Source organism: Rhodanobacter thiooxydans LCS2 (assembly GCF_000264375.1).
Taxonomy (GTDB): Bacteria; Pseudomonadota; Gammaproteobacteria; order Xanthomonadales; family Rhodanobacteraceae; genus Rhodanobacter; species Rhodanobacter thiooxydans.
The window spans coordinates 1-21,324 of sequence record NZ_AJXW01000006.1 but is presented as its reverse complement, the minus strand read 5'-3'; the positions used below and the strand labels follow the sequence as shown (position 1 = coordinate 21,324).

Genomic DNA, 21,324 nt, shown 5'->3' with positions numbered 1-21,324 from the left:
GAACCGACATGGCCCAGCAATACCCCGAATGGATCTGGCAGAACGGCAGCATCAAGCCCTGGGCCGAGGCGACCACCCACGTGATGTCGCATGCGCTGCATTACGGCTCGTCGGTGTTCGAGGGGATCCGCAGCTACGCCACGCCCGACGGCGCGGCGATCTTCCGCCTCACCGACCACCTGAACCGGCTGTACATGTCCGCCAAGATCTACGACATGGCGCTGCCGTACACGGCTGACGAACTGGCCGCAGCCTGCCGCGAAGTGATCAAGAGGAACGGCCTGGGCGCTTCCTACCTGCGCCCGCTGGCGTATCGCGGACTGGGCGGCTTCGGCCTGTCCGCCGAGACCCCGATCGACATGGCGGTGGCCGCCTGGCCGATGGGCCCGTACCTCGGCGCCGAAGCGTTGCAGAACGGCATCGACGCCTGCGTGTCGAGCTGGCAGCGCTTCGCGCCGAACACCATCCCGGCCGGCGCCAAGGCCGGCGGCAATTACCTGTCCGGTCAGCTGATCGCGCGCGAGGCGCGCCGCCTTGGCTTCGGCGAAGGCATTGCGCTGGCTTCCACCGGGCTGCTCAGCGAAGGCGCCGGCGAGAACCTGTTCCTGGTCTTCGACGGCGTGCTGCACACGCCGCCTGCCAGCGCCTCGCTGCTCACCGGCATCACCCGCAACACGCTGATGACGCTGGCCCGCGAAGACGGCATCGAGGTGGTCGAGCGCGACATCCCGCGCGAATACCTCTACCTCGCCGAGGAAGTGCTGATGTGCGGCACCGCCGCCGAAATCACCCCGATCCGCTCGGTCGACGGTAAGCAGGTCGGCACCGGCAAGGCCGGCCGCGTGACGCTGCGCCTGCAGGAGCTGTTCTTCGGCCTGTTCGACGGCCGCACCCACGACAAATGGGGCTGGCTGGAGCAGGTCTGAGGGCAGAAGTGCGTGTGGGAGCGACGAGTGAGAAATGAGAGCATAAAGCCTTCATTCCCCACTCTTCCTCACACGCTCCCAAGCCACGCTTCGTAGGGTGGGCACTGCCCGCCGGCTTTTCGATCGGTGGTCCGGTGACAAAACGGCTGGTGGTGCCCGGCCTACGCGCTAATTACCGTTCCTCACTCTTCGCTCCACCATTCACTCCCCGCGCTCAGCCGAACCTGATGCTGGCGATCGCGCCGTTGGCGTCGGCACGCGGGCGCATCGAGACATCCCAGCCATAGAGCTCGCACAGCCGGCGCACGATCGCCAGGCCGAGGCCGGCGCCGCTGCCACCCGCGCCTTCGCCGCGCACGCCTCGCAGGAACAGTCGCTCGGCGTCCTCCGGCTTGATTCCGGGGCCGGTGTCGATCACCTCGATGCGGCCATCGCCCACTTCGACGCGCACGCTGCCTTCAAGCGTGTATTTGATTGCGTTGCCGACCAGGTTGGTCAGCGCCACCGACAGCACCGAAGCTGGCGCGTTGACGCTGACCGGCGCGCTGACGGCGAGTTCGATGGTCAGCGGCTTGCCGCGCATCTGCGGGCGCTGGCTCTCGATCACGTCGGCGGCGACCTTGCCCACCTCGGTGGTCTCGCCGCGGGTGGGCCCGCGCCGCTCGGCACGCGACAATAGCAGCAGCGCCTCGATCAGTTCGGTGGCCTGGCGCGAGGCGCGCTCGATGCGCTTGAGGCGTTCGGCGAGCTTGGGCGTGAGGTCGGGCGAACCCTGCAGAAGTTCGGTGGTGGAGGCGATCACCGCCAGCGGCGTGCGCAGCTCGTGGCTGACATCGGAATTGAATTCGCGGTCGCGCTCGACCATCGCGGTGAGCCGCGCCGAGTACTCGTCGAGCGCGTGCGCCAGCTCGCCCACTTCGTCGTCGGCGAAATGCGGTGCCAGCGGCTCGGCCTTGCCGGCCTTGCGAAAATCGCGCAGGCGGTTGGCCAGCTCGCTGACCGGCTTGAGCACCTTGCGCGACAGCCACAGGCCCAGTACCAGCGAGAGCAGGCCAAACAGGAATACCGCGCCGATCACGCTGAAGAGCAGTTGCTGCTTGCCGAGCTCTTCGCGCGACACGTCATATTGCAGAAAGCTGATGATGCCGCCTTCGCGATAAACGGCGAGCTTGTAATGGTGCTCCTTGCCGTCCGGCCCTGCTTCGAAAATGTCGTGCACCCCGTTTTTGAGGCTCTGCCAGGTGAGCGGTGCCTTGTACAAGGTGCGGTCACTGAGCACCGTGCCGGTGAGCAGGCGGGAGCCGCTGGGGGCACCGGGATGCTCGCGCGCCTGCTGATTCGCCCACTTGGCGTCGTCCATCAGGCTGGCATTGACCAGCTGATCCTCCACCCGCGTGCGGATGTTCAACGCCGCAAACGCAAACAGCGCGCTAAGGCCGAAGCCGAACAGCGCGAAGGAGACGACCAGGCGGAACCGCAGCTTACGCCTGGATTGCATCCGGCTCGACCATCCGATAGCCAATGCCGTGCCGCGTGTGGATCAGCGGCTTGTCGAAGGGTTTGTCGATCGCCGCGCGCAGGCCGTGGATGTGCACGCGCAAGCTGTCGCTGTCGGGCAGTTCCTCGCCCCACACGCGCTGCTCCAGGTCCTGCCGGGTGACCACCGACGGGCTCGCCTCCATCAGCGCCTGCAGCAGCTTCAGGCCGATCGGGTTCAGCTGGATCGACTTGCCCTCGCGGTTCACCGTGAGCGTGTCCAGGTTGAAGGTGAGGTCGGCCACCTTCAGCACGCGGCTCTGCGGGCCCTTGCCGCGGCGCGCCAGCACTTCCAGCCGCGCCGCCAGCTCCTGCAGCGCGAACGGCTTGGTCATGTAGTCGTCGGCGCCGGATTCGAAACCGGTCAGCTTCTGCTCCAGCGCATCGCGCGCGGTCAGCATCAGGATCGGGGTCTGCTTGTGCGCCTCATGGCGCAGCTTGCGCGCGACTTCCAGGCCGTCCATGCCGGGCAGGGTGAGGTCGAGCACTATCACGTCGAAATCGTGCACCACCGCCAGATGCAGGCCGGTCACGCCATCACCGGCGAAATCCACCACGTGGCCGCGGTCTTCCAGATAGTCGCCGATGTTGGTGGCGATATCGCTGTTGTCTTCGATTACCAGTACGCGCATGGGTCACTCCTGCGCAGCCGGCGCACGGGCCGGCTGGAGCTGCAAGCTTAACAATCTTGGGTGAAGCCGGTGCGCCGGCGGCACCGTGAAACTGAATGGGGACGTGCACGGCAAGAAAAAAGCCCGGATGCGCGACTCGCCGTCGCCCACCCGGGCCCAAGAGCTACTGCCCCGATACCATTGTCTGCCTCACCGGGCCACGCAGGCCGCGGTACCGCAAAAAACAGTGACCGCTTTATAGGGGGTGCCGGGTTACGGTGCGGTTAACCCGTTCTCATCCGGTCGTGATGCCATCGTGCAATGGCAGCTCAGGCCCTGACCGGCTTGCGATGCGGGCGGGTCTCGGCAGGCACTTCGCGCGCCTGCGCCTCCAGCAGCTCCACCACCGCGCCGGCCACATCGACGCCGGTGGCGGCCTCGATGCCTTCCAGCCCAGGCGAGGCATTCACTTCCAGCAGCAGCGGGCCGCGCTTCGAGCGCAGCAGATCGACGCCGGCGATACCCAGCCCCAGCGCGCCGGCCGCGCGCACGGCGATACGTTTCTCCTCGACGCTCAGCGTGGCCGCCATCGCAGTGCCGCCACGGTGCAGGTTGGCGCGAAAATCGCCCGGAGTGGCGTCGCGCTGCATCGCCGCCACCACCTTCTTGCCGACCACGAAACAGCGCAAGTCGCTGCCCTTCGCCTCGGCGATGAACTCCTGCACCAGGAAGTTCGCATACAGCCCGCGGAACGCCTCGATCACGCTCTGCGAGGCGGCACGCTTCTCGGCCAGCACCACGCCGGTACCCTGGCTGCCCTCGTTGAGCTTGATCACGTGCGGCGGATCGCCGAGCAGGGCCAGTACGTCGTCGGCGTCGTCCGGGTTGTCGCCGAACACCGTCACCGGCATGTCGATGCCCTGCGCGGCGAGAATCTGCAGGCAGCGCAGCTTGTCGCGCGCGCGCAGCACCGCGTCGGACGGGTTCGGCGTGTACACGCCCATCATTTCCAGCTGGCGCAGCACCGCGGTGCCGTAGAACGTGCTGGTGGTGCCGATGCGCGGGATCACCGCGTCGATGTCGCGCACTTCCCTGCCCTTGTAGCGGATCGACGAGGCGCCCGGCGCGACGCGCACGTAGCAGCGCAACGGGTCGAGCACGCGTACCACGTGCCCGCGCTCGCGCGCCGCCTCGACCAGGCGCTTGGTCGAATAGAGCCGGGTGTTGCGCGAGAGGATCGCAATCTTCATGGGCGGGTCATCGAAGGTCCGTGGCCGCAAGCGGCGGGCGCGGCTGGGTGTAGGAGCGCGCCGGGTCCACCGCAAAGCGCCCGTTCAGCGCACTGCGGCCCAGCAGCATCGGAAACAGCATATGCCGGCGATCAGTCAGGTTGATGTCGACGCTGAAGCGCTGCCCGGCCAGTTGTATCTCGCTGCGGATGAACCAGCGCTCGGTGCGCCGCCCGCCGGTGTCGGTGACCGCGCGGCGGTCCCACGCCGGCGCCTCGCAACGGGTTTCCACCGGCTGGCGCCGCCCCACATGGAGCGTGAAGCGCAGCCAGGTCGCGCCGTCGCGCTGGAATTCTTCGAGGGTATCCACATGCAGCGAACTGCTGCGCGCACCGGTGTCGAGCTTGGCCTTGAGCATGTCGATGCCCAATTGCGGCAACGCCAGCCGCTCGCGCCAGCCCAAGGTCGTCAGGGCCGCGGTGATCAGATCCGCCATAGGGTTTCGGGATGTTCGGCGACCGGGGAGTGGAGCGGGTGAAGGGAATCGAACCCTCGTCAGTAGTCGGGTGAGGAGGTGGCCTCGCGGCCACCCCCTCCCCTAAGAACCGTACGTGAGACTTTCGCCTCATACGGCTCAAGCAGCCAAGAACTCGATCCACACCCGCGGAACGAGCGGCAGCCTATCCCTTCGTGCCTCGCGCGTGCAACTGCTTGTGACACGTCGGGTGGAGCAACTGCAGGTTGGACAGTTTGTCCGAGCCGCCGTAGACCCTCCAGACCACGTGATGAACGTTCCATCCCGTGGCCTTGGTGATCTTGGCGGAGCAGATTGGGCAGACGCCCTCCTGTCGGTTCCACAGCCAGTACAACCTCCTGCGTCCTTGCAGAGTGGACCGCATCCGCCGAGTCAGTCGCTCGTCGAAGTAGGCCTCGTCCTTTGGGTCGTATGGGTTGGTATCGGACCTAACCTTCACGTGCCTGACCACAGGAACCTTGGCCAGGTGCATCAGGCTGGACACATCCGTCCGAAAGAGCCAATCGCGGGAATCGTCCCGGCGGAAGTACCGCCGTTTGATCCAACGCTTGCCCTTCATGGGATGCCGACGCGTTGCCCATCGCCATAGCGCGCGCGTGATCTGGTAATCCAGCTTTGCGAACGTCCGTGACGCATGCACGATTTGGTGGTAGTTGGCCCATCCCCTGAGAATCGGGTTGAGGGCGAACACCACGTCATCCTGCCTTGCGCCTCGTAGTTCACGCAGCCGGTCCCTGACCTTCGCGTAGAACGCCTTGGCGTTTCGTTTCGACGGGACAATGTTCAGAAATTTCTTGTGCCTCTGAACATGCCAGCCAAGGAAATCGAACCCCTCCGTCACGTGAGTGATTTTTGTCTTCTTTTCCGAGAGCACTAATCCGCGCTCGGATAGGAAACCCACGATCAGCGGCTTGACCTTGGCTTCCAGAACCTCTTTTGAGGCCCCGGTCACCACAAAGTCGTCCGCATACCGGATGAAGTTCACCTTGTCCCGGCGTGGGAGGCTGTCTTTCAACAACCGTTCCATGCCGTCCAACGCCAGGTTTGCCAAACACGGGGAGATGATCCCGCCTTGTGGCGTACCTGCATCCGTCGGGAACAGTTTCCGACCCTCCACAAATCCGGCTTTTAGCCACTTCTCCAGCAAGCGCCGATCCATCGGCACGTTGCACACCAGCCAGTCATGGCTGATGTTGTCGAAGCACGCCTTGATATCGCCCTCCAACACCCATTGCGGCGAATGTTCTCGGCTCAGTGCGTTATGGCACTGGGCGATGGCATCTGCCGTTGAGCGTCCAGAGCGAAAGCCGTACGAGTTGAGGTCACCTCGGGTTTCCGCGACAGGATCGAGTGCAAGCCAGTGCAGCGCCTGCATGGTTCGGTCCTTCATCGTGGGTATGCCTAAGGGCCGCTTCCCGCCGTTGGCCTTCGGGATGTGGATCCTGCGAAGCGGTTTGGGACGGTACCCGCGCGAGTCCAGCGCTGATATCGCCTTCCACTTCTCCTTGGGTGTGGACCAAGTGAGGCCATCCACACCGGGGGTCTTCCGGCCTCGGTTCTCCGTAACTCGACGCACCGCGACTGCTCGTGCGGTAGTCGAGCGGACTAGCAACTTTTGCAACCGTTTCACGGTGCGCCAGTTTTCGTCCTTTGCTGCCTTCGCTATGCGTGCCTGCAACCTCCTGACGTGTTGGAACGCTTCGGCCCACGGGATCGTGTGCCACTGGTTCCAGCGCGCGGAGGCGACATCGCCAAGGGTATTGGCGTCCATATCAGTCCTCCAAAGTTGGAGCGGGTGAAGGGAATCGAACCCTCGTCAGTTGCTTGGGAAGCAACAGCTCTACCATTGAGCTACACCCGCCCATGACCCTTTGGGGATGGACGTCCCCTGATGGGGGCGTCGCCCCATCGGGAGTTGGTTGTCAGGCCTGTCTAGCGACAGGCCACCACGCGGAAGTCTGCACCCTTTCGGGTCGGGGCGATCGTTTCATCCCCTATCCCGGCCATTACAGCCGGGCCTTCGCTTTTTCCGCGATCCTGTGCCCGCTAAGCCTTCAACGTCCCTTGCGGGATGTTTAGTCGGCACCGAAGTGTCGACAGCCTATCGGGGTTTCCACGTTCCGTACAAGTAACAGTGTAGCTGGGGTTCCATCTTTTCGCCGGAGGTACTCCATCAGCGCATTCCCACCAAGCAGGGGAATGACCGACCTCGTCCCGTTTTGGGCAGGGCCTATCAAATGCCTTTGGCCCAGTTAGCTTGACGACGTTTAGGACGATGGTTCGCTTGCGCTAACCCTTGCTGCACAGCCTAGCGCCTACTCGGATGCATCTTCCGAGGTCACGCTGGTCCCTCGCGGAACTAGCGTACCCGTGAGGGTGGCTACATTGTCAGAGCGCTTGGCACGGAACCGTTTCCAGTTCCGCACTGCTCCTAGGCTACCGGTGGCTGAACACCGGGTCAGTTCGGCCTGAGGCCGACTGACAATTACTCGCACGGCGTTCGCCGTGTATAGCGTTGGCCCCTGAAATTGTGCAACAGCCTGTTGCACAACTGTCGGTGACCGACGCTGACGTGCCACGGATTCGGGCCGTGTCCCGCCTTGCGCACAATGGAGTGCTTGGGGCTTCGGTTACCAGGCTATGAGGCCCTGGCTGCCTTTAACGCGCACGTACACGGCTCGTGTCGCACGCTTGGGAAGCTACAGCTCTACCATTGAGCTACACCCGCCGGGTCGACGGATGGTAACCCGGGATTCGCGTGGTTGGAAAGCTTGGGGAGACCAACAGCACCCCCTCCCCAACCCTCCCCTGCTAGCAGGGGAGGGAGCAGAGCGTGCGGCTTCATGCGCGGTCAGCCAAGAGCACCCCTCAGCTAAAGCACTCCCTGCGGTCGCCTGCCCCTCCTCTGCCGGGCAGGGGAGGGAGCAGGGCGCGCAGCCTCACGGGCGGCCCCTCCCCCTGCATCGCAGGGGGCCAGGACGGGGGGAGGCTCTTGATGTTGGCTTGGCGCAGGACACCCCCGCATGCAGCGCGGACGCAGAACGGCGGCACGGCGCCCAACGCGTGCTGAACAGCCCTCTGCGGACACTCTGGCGGCCGTCATCGCCGGCCTGACAATGCACGTTGACCGCACCATGACGAACGCCCGCCCCGCTCCAGCCTCATACGCGCTCCCCAAGGAGAGTCGCATGCCCAGGTTTGCCGAGTTCCCCGTTTCGTGGCGCCGCCGCTGGCAAGCGCTGGCGCTGATGCTGCTGTGCCTGGTCGCGGGCCTGGCCCACGCGCAGAACCGTGCCAACGACCGCGCCGATCCGCCGAGCCGGGTGGCGCGACTGTCGTACATCGCCGGCGACCTCGGCTTTCTGCCTGCCGGCGCGAAAGACTGGAGCGACGCCAACATCAACCGCCCGCTGACCCGCGGCGACAAACTGTCCACCGCCCGCGGCGCGCGCGCCGAACTGGAGTTCGGCGGCGGCACGCTGCGCATGGACGGGCGGACCGACTTCGGCCTGCTCGACCTCAACGACAACCTGGCCCAGGTCGAGCTGACCCAAGGCACGCTCAGCCTCACCGTGCGCCGCCTCGACGACGGCCAGAGCTACGAGATCGACACTCCGACGGTGGCGCTGGTGGCCGACCAGCCCGGCACCTTCCGCGTCGACGTCGACGATCGCGACGGCAGCACCCGGGTCACCGCGCTCGACGGCCGCGCCACCGTGTTCGGCGAGAACAATGCGCAGCGCCCGATCAACCCCGGCCGCAGCTACCTCTTCACCGACTCCAGCCTGGCCACGGTGACGATCACCGACGACGCCGGTGGCGACGCGTTCGACGACTGGGCCAGCCAGCGCGATCGCCGCTACACGCGCTCGTCCAGCCGCCGCTACGTGTCCGAGGACGTGGTGGGCTACCAGGACCTCGACCGCTACGGCAGCTGGCGGGAAACCAGCGAGTACGGCGCGGTGTGGTACCCCTCCGACGTCGACGTCGACTGGGCGCCGTACCGCAGCGGCCACTGGGCGTACATCGCACCCTGGGGCTGGACCTGGGTGGACGACGCGCCGTGGGGCTTCGCGCCCTACCACTACGGCCGCTGGGCCTACCTCGGCGGCGGCTGGGGCTGGATCCCGGGCCCGATCGAGGTACGCCCGGTCTACGCGCCAGCGCTGGTGGCCTTCGTCGGCGGCGGCGGCTGGTCGATCGGCATCGGCAGCGCGCCGGTGGGCTGGTTCCCGCTCGGCCCGGGCGAGGTCTACAACCCATGGTATCGCTGCGACCGCAGCTACTACACGCGCGTCAACGTTACCAACATCTACGTGCACAACACCGTCAACCGCACCACCGTCATCAACAACATCAATAACCAGTACAACTACTACCGCACGGGCCGTCCGCTCCGCGACGCCAGTTACGCCAACCGCATGGCGCCGCGCGGCTTCACCGCCGTACCCGGCCGCAGTTTCGCCGAAGGACGCCGCGTACAACGCGACCTGCTCAATGTCGATCCGCGCAAGCTCGCCGGCGCACCGGTGCCGGTGCGCGGCATCGACCGGTTGCGCCCGCAGGAAAACGCCGACCGGCCGCCGCGCAGCGCGCACGCGCGCGACCTGCCTGCCGGCGGCTTCGACCGTGAGGTGGTGGCGCGACGCGTACCACCAGCGCCCCGCGAGGCTGCCTTCCGCCCCGGAGACAATCGCTTCGCCACGCCGCGCAGCAACGTACGCGTGCTCGACGACACGGGTCGGCCCGGGCGCAGCCAGCACGCGGACCTGACCGATCGAAACGACGCCAGCCCGCGGCGGCCGGCGACCATGTCCGGGCAGCTTCCGGTCGCTCCGCGCATCACCGCGGCCGGTCCCGGGGACCGGCCGCAGATGTCGCGCGACGCTGCCGAACTGCGCTCGGCTCGCTTCGCCCATCCGCGTGGTCGCGACGACGCGAACCGCCCCGAGGCGATGCCGCGTCCGGGCGTCAGCTACATCACGCCAGCCACCGAAGGGCGGCCGCGCGCGATCCCCGACAACCGCCCGCTGCCTTCGGAGCCGGCGCCGATCCGTCGCGCCGAATCCCGCCGCTTGCCGACGCCAGCGGACGATGGTCGCTTCCAGCGCTACCGGTCCGAACGCGCCATGCAGCAGCAACGACCGCAGCCGATGGAGCCGACGTTGCGCGAATCGGCTGCGCCGCGCTTCCAGCGGCCCGAACCCGCGTCGCGCGAGTACGTGCGCGAACCGTCGCGTCCGCTGCCCGTCCCGGACCGCGGCGAACCGATGCCGCGCTACCAGCCGCCGCAACGTGCGATGCCGGAACCCCGCGCCATGCCGGAGCAACGCGCGATGCCGGAGCCGCGCGGCATGCCGGAACCCCGCGCGATGCCGGAACCGCGCGCCATGCCGCAGCCTCGCGCAGAAACGCGACAGCCACAACGCGGCGAAGCGTCCAACCCCAAGCGGCAGGTGCGTGAGGACCAGGGAGAGCACTGAACCCGCGAGCATGGCCCCCTCCCCTGCTCGCCGGGGAGGGCTGGGGTCGGGCAAAGCTCTACAATGCACGGATGCCGACGATCGACGACACGCCCCCCGAATACATTCGCCGCATCCGCAGCTTCGTGCTGCGCGAAGGGCGCATGACACCGGCGCAGCAGCGTGCATTCGACACGCTGTGGTCGCGCTACGGCATCGACTACCAGGGCACCCCGCACGACTTCGCCGCGACCTTCGGCCGCGCGGCGCCGCGGGTGCTGGAGATCGGTTTCGGCAACGGCGAAGCACTGGCCTGGGCCAGCGAGCACGACCTGGCGCGTGACTTCATCGGCGTGGAAGTGCACGGCCCCGGCGTGGGCCGCCTGATGAACGCGCTGGCCGCGCGCAACGCGCAGAACGTGCGGCTGTACAAGCACGACGCCGTGGAAGTGCTGCAGCTCGAGATCGCGCCGGGCACGCTGAGCGAGGCGCGCATCTGGTTCCCCGACCCGTGGCACAAGAAGCGCCACCACAAGCGCCGCCTGATCCAGCCCGAATTCGTCGCCCTGCTCGCCACGCGCATGGAAAGCGGCGGCCTGCTGCACCTGGCCACCGACTGGCAGCCCTACGCCGAGCAGATGCTGGAGGTGATGGAAGCGGCGCCCGACTGGCGCAACGCCACCGGCCCTGGCGAGTACGCCGAGAAGCCTGCATGGCGCATCGAGACCCACTTCGAGCGGCGCGGGCTGAAGCTGGGGCATGGGGTGTGGGATCTGCTTTATCGCAGAGCCTGACCCCCTCCCAACCTCCCCCTACTTCGCAGGGGGAGAAGCAGAGCGGCGGTGTCCTCCCCTACTGCGCAGAGGGAGGAAGAAAAGCTACCCGGCCCGTCTGCTGCACTCCCTCCCTGCTTGCCTCTAAAGGAACTTCCTTCGGTCGCAGGGAGGGCTGGGGTGGGGTCGCTCTTGGCCCTTGGTTCACCAGTCATCGCACCACCCCGCTTATACTCGCGCTCATCCGCCAGGGACGAATCGACCGCAGCGTGAAGCTCCCACTGCCCCGCCGTATCCATGATTGCCAGCTGCCCCGCCGGGACGTCGGCTAGTGGCACTCTCGCTCACCCCCGAAATGATCCTGGTACTCGGACTGGTGGGCTTCACCATGCTGATGCTGGTGCTGGAGTGGATCCGCGCCGACATGGTGGCGCTGCTGGTGGTGGTGGTGATCGGCCTCACCGGATTGATTCCCGCCGACCGGGTGTTCAACGGCTTTGCCGGCAACGCGGTGATCGCGATCATCGCGATCATGATCATGGGCGAGGGGCTGGACCGCGCCGGCGTGCTCAACCTCACCGCGAACTTCGTGATGCGCATGGCGCGCGGCGTGGAGTCGCGGCTGGGCGTGGTGATCAACCTGGTGGCCAGCCTGTTCAGCGCGGTCATCCCCAGCCAGGCGCTGGCCGCGCTGATGATCCCGGTGTCCAGCCGGCTGGCGGCGCGCACCGGCGTGCCGTTGTCGCGGCTGCTGCTGCCGATGGCGTTCTGCATCCTCACTGCCACCAACACCACACTGATCGCCAACTCCTCGCTGATCGTGCTGAACGACCTGATCGCCAGCGCCAACGCCAACCTGATGCCCGGCGCGCACACCATCCCCAAATTCGGCCTGTTCAGCGTGACTCCGATCGGCCTGACGCTGGCCTTGCTTGGCGTGGCGTATTTCTACTTCTTCGGCAGCAAGCTGCTGCCCGGACACGAGGACGAACGGCTGAAGGTGACGCCGGGGCGCACCGAGAGCTACTTCGCCGAGACCTACGGCATCGTCGGCGAGACCGCCGAACTCACCGTCACCGCGGAAAGCCCGCTGGTCGGCATGAGCATCGGCGAAGTGGAGCAGCTGCACGAGGCGCCGCTGATCCTGGCGATCAAGAGCGGCAACGACGCGCGCATGGCGCCACCGGCCGACCACGTGATCTGGGTGGGCTCGGTGCTGGGCGTACTCGGCCCGCGCGAGCAACTGAACCAGTTCGCCAACAACCAGCTGTGCCGGCTGTCCACCCGCATGCGCCAGCTCGGCGAACTGTTCAACCCGACCCGCGCCGGCATTTCCGAGGTAGTGATCCCGCCGGTGTCGCGCTTCATCAAGCACACCGTGGGCGAGCTGCGCCTGCGCAAGCGTTTCGGCATCTCGGTGCTGGCGGTGACCCGCGGCGATCAGGTCTTCCGCGACGATGTGCGCGGCGTCAGCCTGCGCGCCGGCGACACCGTGGTGCTGCACAGCAACTGGCACGACCTGGCACTGGCCGCGGAAGACAAGGACCTGGTCGTCGTCACCGACATCCCGAAGGAGCAGCAGCGCCCCGGCAAGATCTGGCAGGCAGTGGGCTTCTTCCTGCTGGCCCAGGGCCTGGCGTTGTTCACCAACCTCGACCTGTCGATCGCGATGATGACCGGCGCCATCGCGATGCTGCTGACCGGCGTGTTGAACATGGACGAGGCGTACAAGGCGGTGAACTGGAAAACCGTCTTCCTGATCGCCTGCCTGATCCCGCTGGGCTGGTCGATGGACGCCACCGGCACCGCCGCGTGGCTGGCGCAGCAGGTGCTGCACTACCTGGGCAACTCCTCGCCCTACCTGCTGCAACTGGTGCTGGCCGTGCTCACCCTGCTGTTCTCGCAGGTGATGTCCAACGTGGGTGCCACCGTGATGATGGTGCCGATCGCGATCAGCGTGGCCGTCGCCACCGGAGGCAACCCGTCGGCCTACGCGCTGATCGTGGCGGTGTCCTCCTCCAACACCTTCCTGCTCAGCTCCGGCCACCCCGCGCTGATGATGGTCACCGGCCCCGGTGGCTACAAGGGCAAGGACTTCCTCCGCGTGGGCCTGCCGCTGACCTTCCTGGTCCTCGTCGTCACCCTGCTCGCGATCAACTTGATGTTCCATTGAATGCACGCCGGACGAGCGACTGCAGCACGCATCGCTGGTATTTTCGCCGCCGGACCGCGCGCCGCACGATGCGCCGCCATCAGCAACAGGGAATACGCACTTGAACGAACCCGGGATCGCCCTCGTCGGGCTCGGCTACGTCGGGCTGCCGCTTGCGGTGGAGTTCGGCAAGCAGCTGGACACCATCGGCTTTGACACCAGCGCCAGCCGGGTCGACGAACTGCGGCAGGGCCACGACCACACGCTCGAAACCCCCGCCGGGGAACTCGCCGCGGCCGGCCGGCTCAGCTTCACCACCGACGTGCGCGACCTCGCGCGATGCAACGTGTTCATCGTCACCGTGCCCACTCCGGTGGACGAGGCGAACCGGCCGGACATGCGCCCGCTGGAGAGCGCCAGCGCCAGCATCGGCAGCGTGCTCAAGCGCGGCGACGTGGTGATCTACGAATCCACCGTCTACCCCGGCACCACCGAGGAAATCTGCGTGCCGGTGCTGGAACGCACCTCCGGACTGCGCTTCAACCACGACTTCACCTGCGGCTACAGCCCGGAGCGGGTCAACCCCGGCGACAAGCTGCACCGGCTGCCCACGATCACCAAGATCACGTCCGGCTCCACCCCGGAAACCGCCGACTTCGTCGATGCTTTGTACCGCCGCATCATCACCGCCGGCACGCACAAGGCGCCCAGCATCAAGGTGGCCGAGGCGGCCAAGGTGATCGAGGACACCCAGCGCGACGTCAACATCGCGCTGGTGAACGAACTGGCGATGATCTTCAACACCATGGGTATCGACACCCAGGACGTGCTCGACGCCGCCGGCACCAAGTGGAACTTCCTGCCGTTCAAGCCCGGCCTGGTCGGCGGCCACTGCATCGGGGTGGACCCGTACTACCTCACGCACAAGGCCACCATCCTCGGCTACCACCCCGAGCTGATCCTCGCCGCGCGGCGCATCAACAGCCGCATGGGGCTGTACGTGGCGCACCAGGTGATCCGCCTGATGGCGAACAAGCGCATCCACGTGGTCGACTCGCGCATCCTGGTGCTCGGCCTGACCTTCAAGGAGAACTGCCCAGACCTGCGCAACACGCGCGTAGTGGAAATCGTGCGCGAGCTCGAGGCCACGCATGCCCGGGTGGATGTACACGACCCCTGGGCCGACCCTGAGGAAGCCCTGCAGAAACTCGGCATCACTCCAATCGACGCGCCTGTCGAGCATGCTTACGACGCCATCGTGCTGGCCGTGGCGCACCGGGATTTCCTCGGCCACGGCGACGCGGACATCCGCCGCTACGGCCGCGAGAACTGTGTCGTGTTCGACATCAAGAGCCTGCTGCCGCCCGCTGCGGTGGACGGCCGGCTGTAACCCGATCCCCCAGCCTCACTGCGCCAGCTTCACCACGCCCGCCTCCACCTGCACTGCCACCGTGCGCAGATGCTCGCCGCGGCAGGGGCCGCCGATGCACAGGCCGTCGGCCTGGTTGAAGGTGGCGCCGTGCACGCAGCAGGTCAGGGTGTCGCCCTTCAGCAGGAACTTGCCGGGGGCGTAGTCGAGACGGCGGCCGGCGTGCGGGCAGATGTTGAGATAGCCGCGCACCTCGTCGCCCTGGCGCAGCAGGATCAGGCTTTCCTCGCCGTCGAGCAGGCGGGCGTCGACGGCGGTGGCGCCGCCATCGGGGATCTCGTCCAGCCGGCACAGCGCCTGCCGGTTCGTCGACTGGGCGGGAGTGAATGTATCCATCGGCACTTGCCTCGCGGGCCGGATGGCCCCATGGTTGCACGCGTAAGTCGTTGATTTTACCACACGGATTTTTAACACATGCGTTTTGTCCTGCCGCTCCACCATCGTCCCCGCCATCCGCTGGCGCGTGCCCTGTCGTTGCTGCTCGGCATCGCGGTGCTGGGTGTGCTGCTGGTGTTCGGGCTGGTGGTAGCCAGCGTGCTGCTGCTCGGTGGCCTGGTGTGGCTGGCCGTGCGCCAGTGGAAGCTGGTCAGCACCCCGGCCCGACCGGCCGCTGCCAGGACAGATGCTAGGCCGGCCGTGATGGAAGGCGAGTTCGTGGTGATCCGCCAGGGACGACCGGTCACGCATTGAACCCGCGGCGGGGAAACCGGCGGATAATGCGCCTTCCCCACGCGATCCACCCCCATGTCCGATACCGCTGCCTCCATCGCGGCCGCAAGGCCGCGCCGCCTGACTGATCCCGGCTTTCTGATTCCGTTGGCGCTGCTGGCGTTGTACGTGATCTGGGGCTCGACCTACCTGGGCATCCGCTTCGCGCTGGAAAGCTGGCCGCCATTCCTGCTCGCCGGCGTGCGTTTCCTCGGCGCCGGCGTGGCGCTGTATGGCTTCCTGCGCTGCCGCGGCATGGCACCGCCGACGCGCGAGCAGTGGCGCAACGCGGCAGTCGCCGGCCTGCTGCTGCTCGGCCTGGGCAACGGCCTCGTGTGCTTCGCCGAGCAGCGGGTGAGCTCGGGCATCGCCGCGGTGGCAGTCGCCAGCATGCCGCTGTTCGCGGCGCTGTTTTCGGGCATGTATGGCGAGTGGCCGCACCGGCGCGAGTCGATCGGCCTGGCCATCGGCTTCGCCGGCGTGATCGTGCTGAACCTGGGCAGCAGCCTGGCCGGCTCGTCGATCGGCGCGGCTGCCCTGCTGGTAGCCGCGGCGGCCTGGGCGTTCGGCTCGGTGTGGAGCCGGCGCCAGGCAATGCCGCCCGGTCCGATGAACACCGCCGCGCAGATGATCTGCGGCAGCGCCGCGCTGCTCGGCTTTGCCCTGCTCAGCGGTGAACGGCTGCCGGTGCATCCGACCCTGCGTTCCACTCTGGCGATCGTCTACCTGGCGGTGTTCGGCTCGATCATCGCGTTCAGCGCCTACCTGTACGTGCTCAAGCACGCGCGCCCGGCGCTGGCCACCAGCTACGCCTACGTGAACCCGCCGGTGGCGGTGCTGTTCGGCGTGCTGCTGGCCGGCGAGCACGTGGGGCCGTTCGACCTGGCCGGCATGGCGATCATCCTGGCCGGCGTGGCGGTGATCACGCTGGCGAAGCGCAAGGGAAACACCGCAGAACCGTAGGAGCCCGCTCGCGGGCGATGCTCTTGCTTTCGCGGATCCGGAATCCCGGCTTTCAAAGCATCGCCCGCGAGCGGGCTCCTACCTGGTGTTCTCGACCATGGTCGGCTTGCCCACGCGGCCACCGCCGCGCGACGATGGCGCGAGTCACCGGCGGAGAGCGGCATGAACGCGAGGCAGGACGGGTGGATGGCGCGCGCGGCATTGCGCAGCGCCGCTTGGGCGGAGCGCTGGTTTCCGGATGCATGGGTGTTCGCCGCGCTGGGCGTGGTCGTCGTGGCGCTGGCAGCGTTCGCCTTCGGCGCCACGCCGACGGCCACGGTCACCGCGTTCGGCGACGGCTTCTGGAGCCTGATCCCGTTCACCATGCAGATGGCGTTCGTGGTGATCGGCGGCTACGTGCTGGCCACCGCGCCGGTGGTGGCGCGCTTCATCGACGTGCTGGCGCGGGCGCCGCGCACAGGCCGCGGCGCGATCGTCTACATCGCGCTGGTCAGCATGCTGGCCTCGCTGCTCTCGTGGGGCTTCTCGCTGGTGTTTGGCGGGTTGCTGGTGCGCGCGCTGGCGCGGCGCGAGGACCTGCGCATGGATTACCGTGCGGCCGGTGCGGCGGCGTATCTCGGCCTTGGCGCGATCTGGGCGATGGGCCTGTCCTCGTCGGCGGCGCAGCTGCAGGCGAACCCGGCCAGCATGCCGCCGGGGCTGCTGGCGATCACCGGCGTGCTGCCGTTCAGCCAGACCATCTTCCTGTGGCAGTCGATCGTGCTGACCGCGGTGCTGATCGTGGTCTCGCTGCTGGTGTGCTGGTTCACCGCGCCGTCGGATGCGAACGCGCGCACCTCGAAGGATTTCGACATCGGCGAAAGCTCCACGCCGGCGCTGCCGCCACGCACGCGTCCGGGCGAGTGGCTGGAATACAGTCCGCTGCTGGCGCTGGCGATCGGCCTGCTCGGACTGGGCTGGCTGGGCCACGAATTCGCCAGCAAGCCGGCGGTGACCGCGATCGCCAACCTCAACACCTACAACTTCCTGTTCCTCACCCTCGGCATCCTGCTGCACTGGCGCCCGCGCAGCTTCCTCGACGCCGTGCATCGCGCGGTGCCGAGCACGTCGGGCGTGCTGATCCAGTTCCCGCTGTACGGCGGCATCGCCGCCCTGCTCACCCATGTTCCTGGCGCCGATGGCTCGACGCTGGCGCACCGCTTGTCGAACCTGTTCGTGCACATCGCCGGTCAGGAAAGCTTCCCCGCGGTGATGGGCGCGTACTCGGCCATCTTAGGTTTCTTCGTGCCCTCCGGCGGCGGCAAGTGGCTGGTCGAGGCGCCGTACGTGATGCAGGCGGCGAACGACCTGCACGTGCACCTGGGCTGGGCGGTGCAGGTGTACAACGCGGCCGAGGCGCTGCCGAACCTGATCAATCCGTTCTGGATGCTGCCGCTGCTCGGCGTACTCGGGCTGAAGGCGCGCGACGTGGTCGGCTACACCTTCATGCAGCTGGTGGTGCACGTGCCACTGGTGCTGGGCATGCTGTGGCTGCTGGGCATGACGCTGACTTACGTGCCGCCGGTGATGCCTTGAGGGCCGGGATTCGGATTCGGAGAAGCCGACAATCCGGGACTCCTTTCCAATGAGTGTAGGGCGGGCACTGCCCGCCAATTCGCGCAGTGACGGAGAGCGGCGGGCAGTACCCGCCCTACGGCTCTGCGTGCCGCCGGTGATGCGCAGGAGCGCATAGAGTGCGCTCCTGCATGGTTTGCATTACAGCTCGCGCAGTGCCGTGGTCACCGGCAGGCGCGCGGCGCGCACGGCGGGGAACAGACCGCCGATGAAGCCGATCGCCAGCGCCCACTTCAGGCCGGTCCACAGCAACGCGGGAGTCACAGCCAGCTTGAAGCTGAGCGTGCCGACCGTGCCCTGGGCCAGCGTCGAGGCGCTGTAGCCGTTGAACACCAGCCAGGCCAGCGCGCCGCCGACGACGCCGCCGAGCAGCGCCAGCAGCATGGTCTCCAGCATCACCGCCACCACCACCGGCAGGCCGCGGAAGCCGATCGCGCGCAGCGTGGCGATCTCGCGGGCGCGCGTGGCGACGGTGGCGAACATGGTGTTGAGTGCGCCGAACACCGCGCCGATCGCCATGATCACGCCGACCACGATGCCGATGATGGTGATGGCCTTGGTGACGCCCTCGGACTGCTTGCGGAAGTAGTCCAGCGTGGTGCTGGTGTCCACCTGCAGGCGCGGGTCGGCGGACAGCGCCGCCTTGAACGCGTCATAGGCCGCGGGGTTGGTCAGGCGCACGAACACCGAGGTACGGCTGCTGCCGCGACGGTAGGTGTCGGCGACCACGTTGGCGTCGCCCCACAGTTCCGAATCCATCGCGTTGTCCGACTCGGACACGCCGGCCACGGTCCAGGTCTGGCTGCCCAGCTTGATCTCGCGGCCCGGCACCAGATCGGCAAACTGGCGCTGCGCGCCCTTGCCCACCACCAGTTCGCGCAGGCCCGGCTTGAACTTGCGCCCGGCGACGATCTTCACTTCCGGCCGCAGCGTCCAGGCCTGCTCGCCGACGCCGCGCACCTGCACGCTGCCCTCGTCGCCGCTACCATCGCTGAGCGGCAGGTTCGCCGCCACCACCAGCTCCGGCGAGGCGATCGGCTTGCCGGCGGCGTCGCGGGCAATGCCCGGCGCCTGCGCGATGACCGTGGTACTGGCATGGTCGAGCACGGAGGACACCTCCGAGGCCGAACCGCCGCGCAGCACGATGGCGGTGTCGGCGCTGCCGCTCTTGCTCAACGTTTCGCGGTAGCCCACGCCCATCGCCAGCATCGACACCAGCACCGCGACCACGCCGGCGACGCCGATGACCACCACCGACGAGGCACCGATGCGCTGCGGCAGGGTGCTGACGCCGACGCGAGTGACCGAGCCCGCCTGCCGACCGGTGCGCGCCAGCAGCAGCCACAGCGCGAACAGCACGGCCAGCGCCAGCAGCGCCGGCCACGGCAGCACGGTCCAGGCGGCGATGCCGGCGGCGACGACCAGGCTCAGGCCGAGGCCGCGCAGAAACGATTTCAACTTGTCCATGACGGATTCTCCTTCAGCGGCCGGCCAGTGCATCGACGATGTTCAGGCGCATCGCCCGCCACGCGGGCAGCACCCCCACCAGCAGTCCGATGGCGACCATCAGGCCCACGCCCAGCAGCCAGCTGCCCGCATGCACCGGCGGCATGTTGATGACGCCGCCGCTGCCGGCGCTGACCACCGGCCCCAGCACGGCCGCCAGGCCGAGCCCCAGCACGCCGCCGATCAGCACCAGCAGCACCGATTCGGCCAGCACGATCATCAGCACGCTGGTGCTGGAGAAGCCGATGGTCTTCATCACCCCCAGCTCCGAGGTGCGCTCGCGCACCGCCTGCGCCATGGTGTTGCCGGTGAGGAACAGCAGGGTGAAGAACACCGCGCCCATGATCGAGAACACGATCAGGCCGATGTTCGCCATCTGCTTGATCCACGACGCCATCGCGGCCTGTTCGGTCTGCGTCTTGGTCTCGTGGTCGGAGTTGGCCGACAACGCGTCGATCGCCTGCACCACCCGGTCGGCCTGGGCAGGATCGGCCACGCGGCTGACGTACCAGCCCACCTGCCCCTGGTTGTAAGGATTGGACTCGTCGAAGTACTTCCAGTGCATCAGGATGCCGCCCTGCAGGAATTCGCCGTGGTCGGGATCCTTGGCGTACATGATGCCGGCGATGTCGACGGTCCAGGTCTTGCTGCCGTCGCGGTTGGGGAAGATGTTCGACATCAGCGGGATCTTGTCGCCGACCTTCCAGTGGTACTTCTTCGCCAGCACGTCGCCGACCAGCACGCCGGTGCGGGTGGCTTCGAACGCCTTGCGCTGCTCCGGCGCGACGACGATCTCCGGGTACATGTCGACGTAGTTCGGGCTCACCGCGAAGGTGAAGATCTGGTTGTGCGAGTCCTGGTAGGCGCCGCCGAACCAGTTGGCGTAGGCCACGTCCTTCACGCCGGGCACGTTGGCGATCTTCGCCTCCAGCGCCGAGGGCAACGGCTGGATGAACGACAGCTTCGAGCCGGTCTGCAGGCGCTCGGCACCGGCCGCGCTCTTGCCGGCGTTGGCGAAACTGGTGCGCACGCCGTCGAGCATGCCGAACAGCAGGAATGCGGCCACGATCGACACCAGGGTGAGGACGGTGCGGGTCTTGCGCCGGAACAGCGCCGCCCAGATCAGGTGGAGGTATTTCATGGGAGACCTCCACAGGCCAGCGCCTGTTCGACCAGCGTGCCCTTGTCCAGGTGCAGCGTGTGGCTGGCGTACTCGGCCGCCTTCGGATCGTGGGTGACCATCACGATGGTCTTGCCGTGCTCGCGGTTGAGCTGCTGCAGCAGGCCGAGCACGTCCTCGGCCGACTGGCGGTCGAGGTCGCCGGTGGGTTCGTCGCAGACCAGCAGGCTGGGGTCGGAGACGATCGCGCGGGCGATCGCCACGCGCTGCTGCTGGCCGCCGGAGAGCTCGCCCGGCTTGTGCCCCGCGCGGTCGGCCAGGCCGACCAGCTGCAGCGCGATGGCGGCGTTCTTCCTGCGCTGCGCCGCCGACAGCTTGGTCAGCAGCAATGGCAGCTCCACGTTGCGCTGCGCCGACAGCATCGGCATCAGGTTGTAGAACTGGAACACGAAGCCGACATTCGACGCACGCCACTTCGCCAGCGCGCCGCCACCCAACTGGTCGATGCGCTGGCCGCCCACGCTGATGCTGCCGGCGCTCGGCGTGTCCAGGCCGCCGATCAGGTTGAGCAAGGTGGTCTTGCCGGAACCGGACGGCCCCATCAACGCGAGAAAATCGCCCTCGGCAATGTCCAGGTTGACGTGGTGCAGCACTTCGACTTTCTGCTTGCCGCGCGCGTAGGTCTTGGCAAGGTCCTTGATCTTGATCAGCGTGGCCATGGTGTTCTCCAATGAATGGATTCTTTGTAGGAGCCCGCTCG

Annotated in this window: 17 protein-coding genes and 1 tRNA gene; 8 read left to right on the top strand and 10 right to left on the bottom strand. The window is 67.3% G+C overall.

Annotated features, from left to right (window positions below; translation table 11 throughout):
- The first annotated feature begins 8 nt into the window (after positions 1–8).
- A complete protein-coding gene (locus UUA_RS01685) occupies positions 9–926 on the top strand; it encodes a branched-chain amino acid transaminase (RefSeq protein WP_008433710.1) in 918 nt (305 codons plus the stop codon).
- A 214-nt stretch (positions 927–1,140) separates the two neighbouring features.
- Here UUA_RS01685 and UUA_RS01680 read toward each other — a convergent pair whose 3' ends face one another.
- The 6 genes from UUA_RS01680 to UUA_RS01655 form a co-directional block, all read right to left on the bottom strand.
- The gene (locus tag UUA_RS01680) at positions 1,141–2,424 is read right to left on the bottom strand and encodes a sensor histidine kinase (protein WP_008433708.1); all 1,284 of its coding nucleotides are present in this window, start codon (positions 2,422–2,424) and stop codon (positions 1,141–1,143) included.
- On the bottom strand, positions 2,408–3,094 hold the full coding sequence (locus tag UUA_RS01675) for a response regulator transcription factor (RefSeq protein ID WP_008433707.1): 687 nt from the start codon (positions 3,092–3,094) through the stop codon (positions 2,408–2,410). Before UUA_RS01675 ends, UUA_RS01680 begins: the two co-directional genes overlap by 17 nt.
- A 308-nt stretch (positions 3,095–3,402) precedes the next feature.
- Positions 3,403–4,323: a 30S ribosomal protein S6--L-glutamate ligase gene (gene rimK, locus UUA_RS01670; protein ID WP_008433705.1), complete on the bottom strand. Its 921-nt coding sequence runs from the start codon at positions 4,321–4,323 to the stop codon at positions 3,403–3,405.
- A gap of 7 nt (positions 4,324–4,330) precedes the next feature.
- Positions 4,331–4,798: an ATP-dependent zinc protease family protein gene (locus UUA_RS01665; protein ID WP_008433703.1), complete on the bottom strand. Its 468-nt coding sequence runs from the start codon at positions 4,796–4,798 to the stop codon at positions 4,331–4,333.
- 184 nt (positions 4,799–4,982) lie between these two features.
- Positions 4,983–6,608, bottom strand: a complete 1,626-nt coding sequence (ltrA, locus tag UUA_RS01660; RefSeq protein ID WP_008433702.1) for a group II intron reverse transcriptase/maturase — start codon at positions 6,606–6,608, stop codon at positions 4,983–4,985.
- Between the two features lie 16 nt (positions 6,609–6,624).
- Positions 6,625–6,698, bottom strand: a tRNA-Gly gene (locus tag UUA_RS01655).
- A gap of 1,327 nt (positions 6,699–8,025) precedes the next feature.
- On the opposite strand from UUA_RS01655, the gene UUA_RS01650 reads away from it, so the two are divergent.
- The 4 genes from UUA_RS01650 (at position 8,026) to UUA_RS01635 (ending at position 14,614) form a co-directional block, all read left to right on the top strand.
- On the top strand, positions 8,026–10,320 hold the full coding sequence (locus UUA_RS01650) for a FecR family protein (protein WP_008433700.1): 2,295 nt from the start codon (positions 8,026–8,028) through the stop codon (positions 10,318–10,320).
- A 71-nt stretch (positions 10,321–10,391) separates the two neighbouring features.
- Positions 10,392–11,093, top strand: a complete 702-nt coding sequence (gene trmB, locus UUA_RS01645; RefSeq protein WP_008433699.1) for a tRNA (guanosine(46)-N7)-methyltransferase TrmB — start codon at positions 10,392–10,394, stop codon at positions 11,091–11,093.
- 334 nt (positions 11,094–11,427) lie between these two features.
- On the top strand, positions 11,428–13,245 hold the full coding sequence (locus tag UUA_RS01640) for an SLC13 family permease (RefSeq protein ID WP_008433698.1): 1,818 nt from the start codon (positions 11,428–11,430) through the stop codon (positions 13,243–13,245).
- 100 nt (positions 13,246–13,345) lie between these two features.
- Positions 13,346–14,614 carry a nucleotide sugar dehydrogenase gene (locus UUA_RS01635; protein WP_008433697.1) on the top strand — a complete coding sequence of 423 codons (1,269 nt, stop codon included), beginning with the start codon at positions 13,346–13,348 and terminating at the stop codon, positions 14,612–14,614.
- 15 nt (positions 14,615–14,629) lie between these two features.
- Here UUA_RS01635 and UUA_RS01630 read toward each other — a convergent pair whose 3' ends face one another.
- Positions 14,630–14,989 carry a Rieske (2Fe-2S) protein gene (locus UUA_RS01630; RefSeq protein WP_008433696.1) on the bottom strand — a complete coding sequence of 120 codons (360 nt, stop codon included), beginning with the start codon at positions 14,987–14,989 and terminating at the stop codon, positions 14,630–14,632.
- A 78-nt stretch (positions 14,990–15,067) separates the two neighbouring features.
- On the opposite strand from UUA_RS01630, the gene UUA_RS01625 reads away from it, so the two are divergent.
- The 3 genes from UUA_RS01625 to UUA_RS01615 all read left to right on the top strand — a co-directional run bounded on the left by UUA_RS01625 (position 15,068) and on the right by UUA_RS01615 (position 17,899).
- Complete coding sequence (locus tag UUA_RS01625; protein WP_008433695.1) at positions 15,068–15,343, top strand: hypothetical protein; 276 nt, start codon at positions 15,068–15,070, stop codon at positions 15,341–15,343.
- 54 nt (positions 15,344–15,397) lie between these two features.
- The gene (gene yedA, locus UUA_RS01620) at positions 15,398–16,324 is read left to right on the top strand and encodes a drug/metabolite exporter YedA (protein WP_008433694.1); all 927 of its coding nucleotides are present in this window, start codon (positions 15,398–15,400) and stop codon (positions 16,322–16,324) included.
- Positions 16,325–16,510: 186 nt separating this feature from the next.
- Complete coding sequence (locus UUA_RS01615) at positions 16,511–17,899, top strand: short-chain fatty acid transporter (RefSeq protein WP_008433693.1); 1,389 nt, start codon at positions 16,511–16,513, stop codon at positions 17,897–17,899.
- Between the two features lie 180 nt (positions 17,900–18,079).
- Here UUA_RS01615 and UUA_RS01610 read toward each other — a convergent pair whose 3' ends face one another.
- The 3 genes from UUA_RS01610 to UUA_RS01600 are packed head-to-tail and all read right to left on the bottom strand — an operon-like array spanning position 18,080 to position 21,283.
- Positions 18,080–19,405 (bottom strand): ABC transporter permease, encoded by a 1,326-nt coding sequence (locus tag UUA_RS01610; protein WP_008433692.1) that lies wholly within the window; start codon positions 19,403–19,405, stop codon positions 18,080–18,082.
- A gap of 13 nt (positions 19,406–19,418) precedes the next feature.
- Positions 19,419–20,585 (bottom strand): ABC transporter permease, encoded by a 1,167-nt coding sequence (locus tag UUA_RS01605; protein WP_008433691.1) that lies wholly within the window; start codon positions 20,583–20,585, stop codon positions 19,419–19,421.
- On the bottom strand, positions 20,582–21,283 hold the full coding sequence (locus UUA_RS01600; protein ID WP_039953401.1) for an ABC transporter ATP-binding protein: 702 nt from the start codon (positions 21,281–21,283) through the stop codon (positions 20,582–20,584). The genes UUA_RS01605 and UUA_RS01600 overlap by 4 nt, the downstream gene beginning before the upstream one ends.
- Positions 21,284–21,324: the final 41 nt, after the last annotated feature.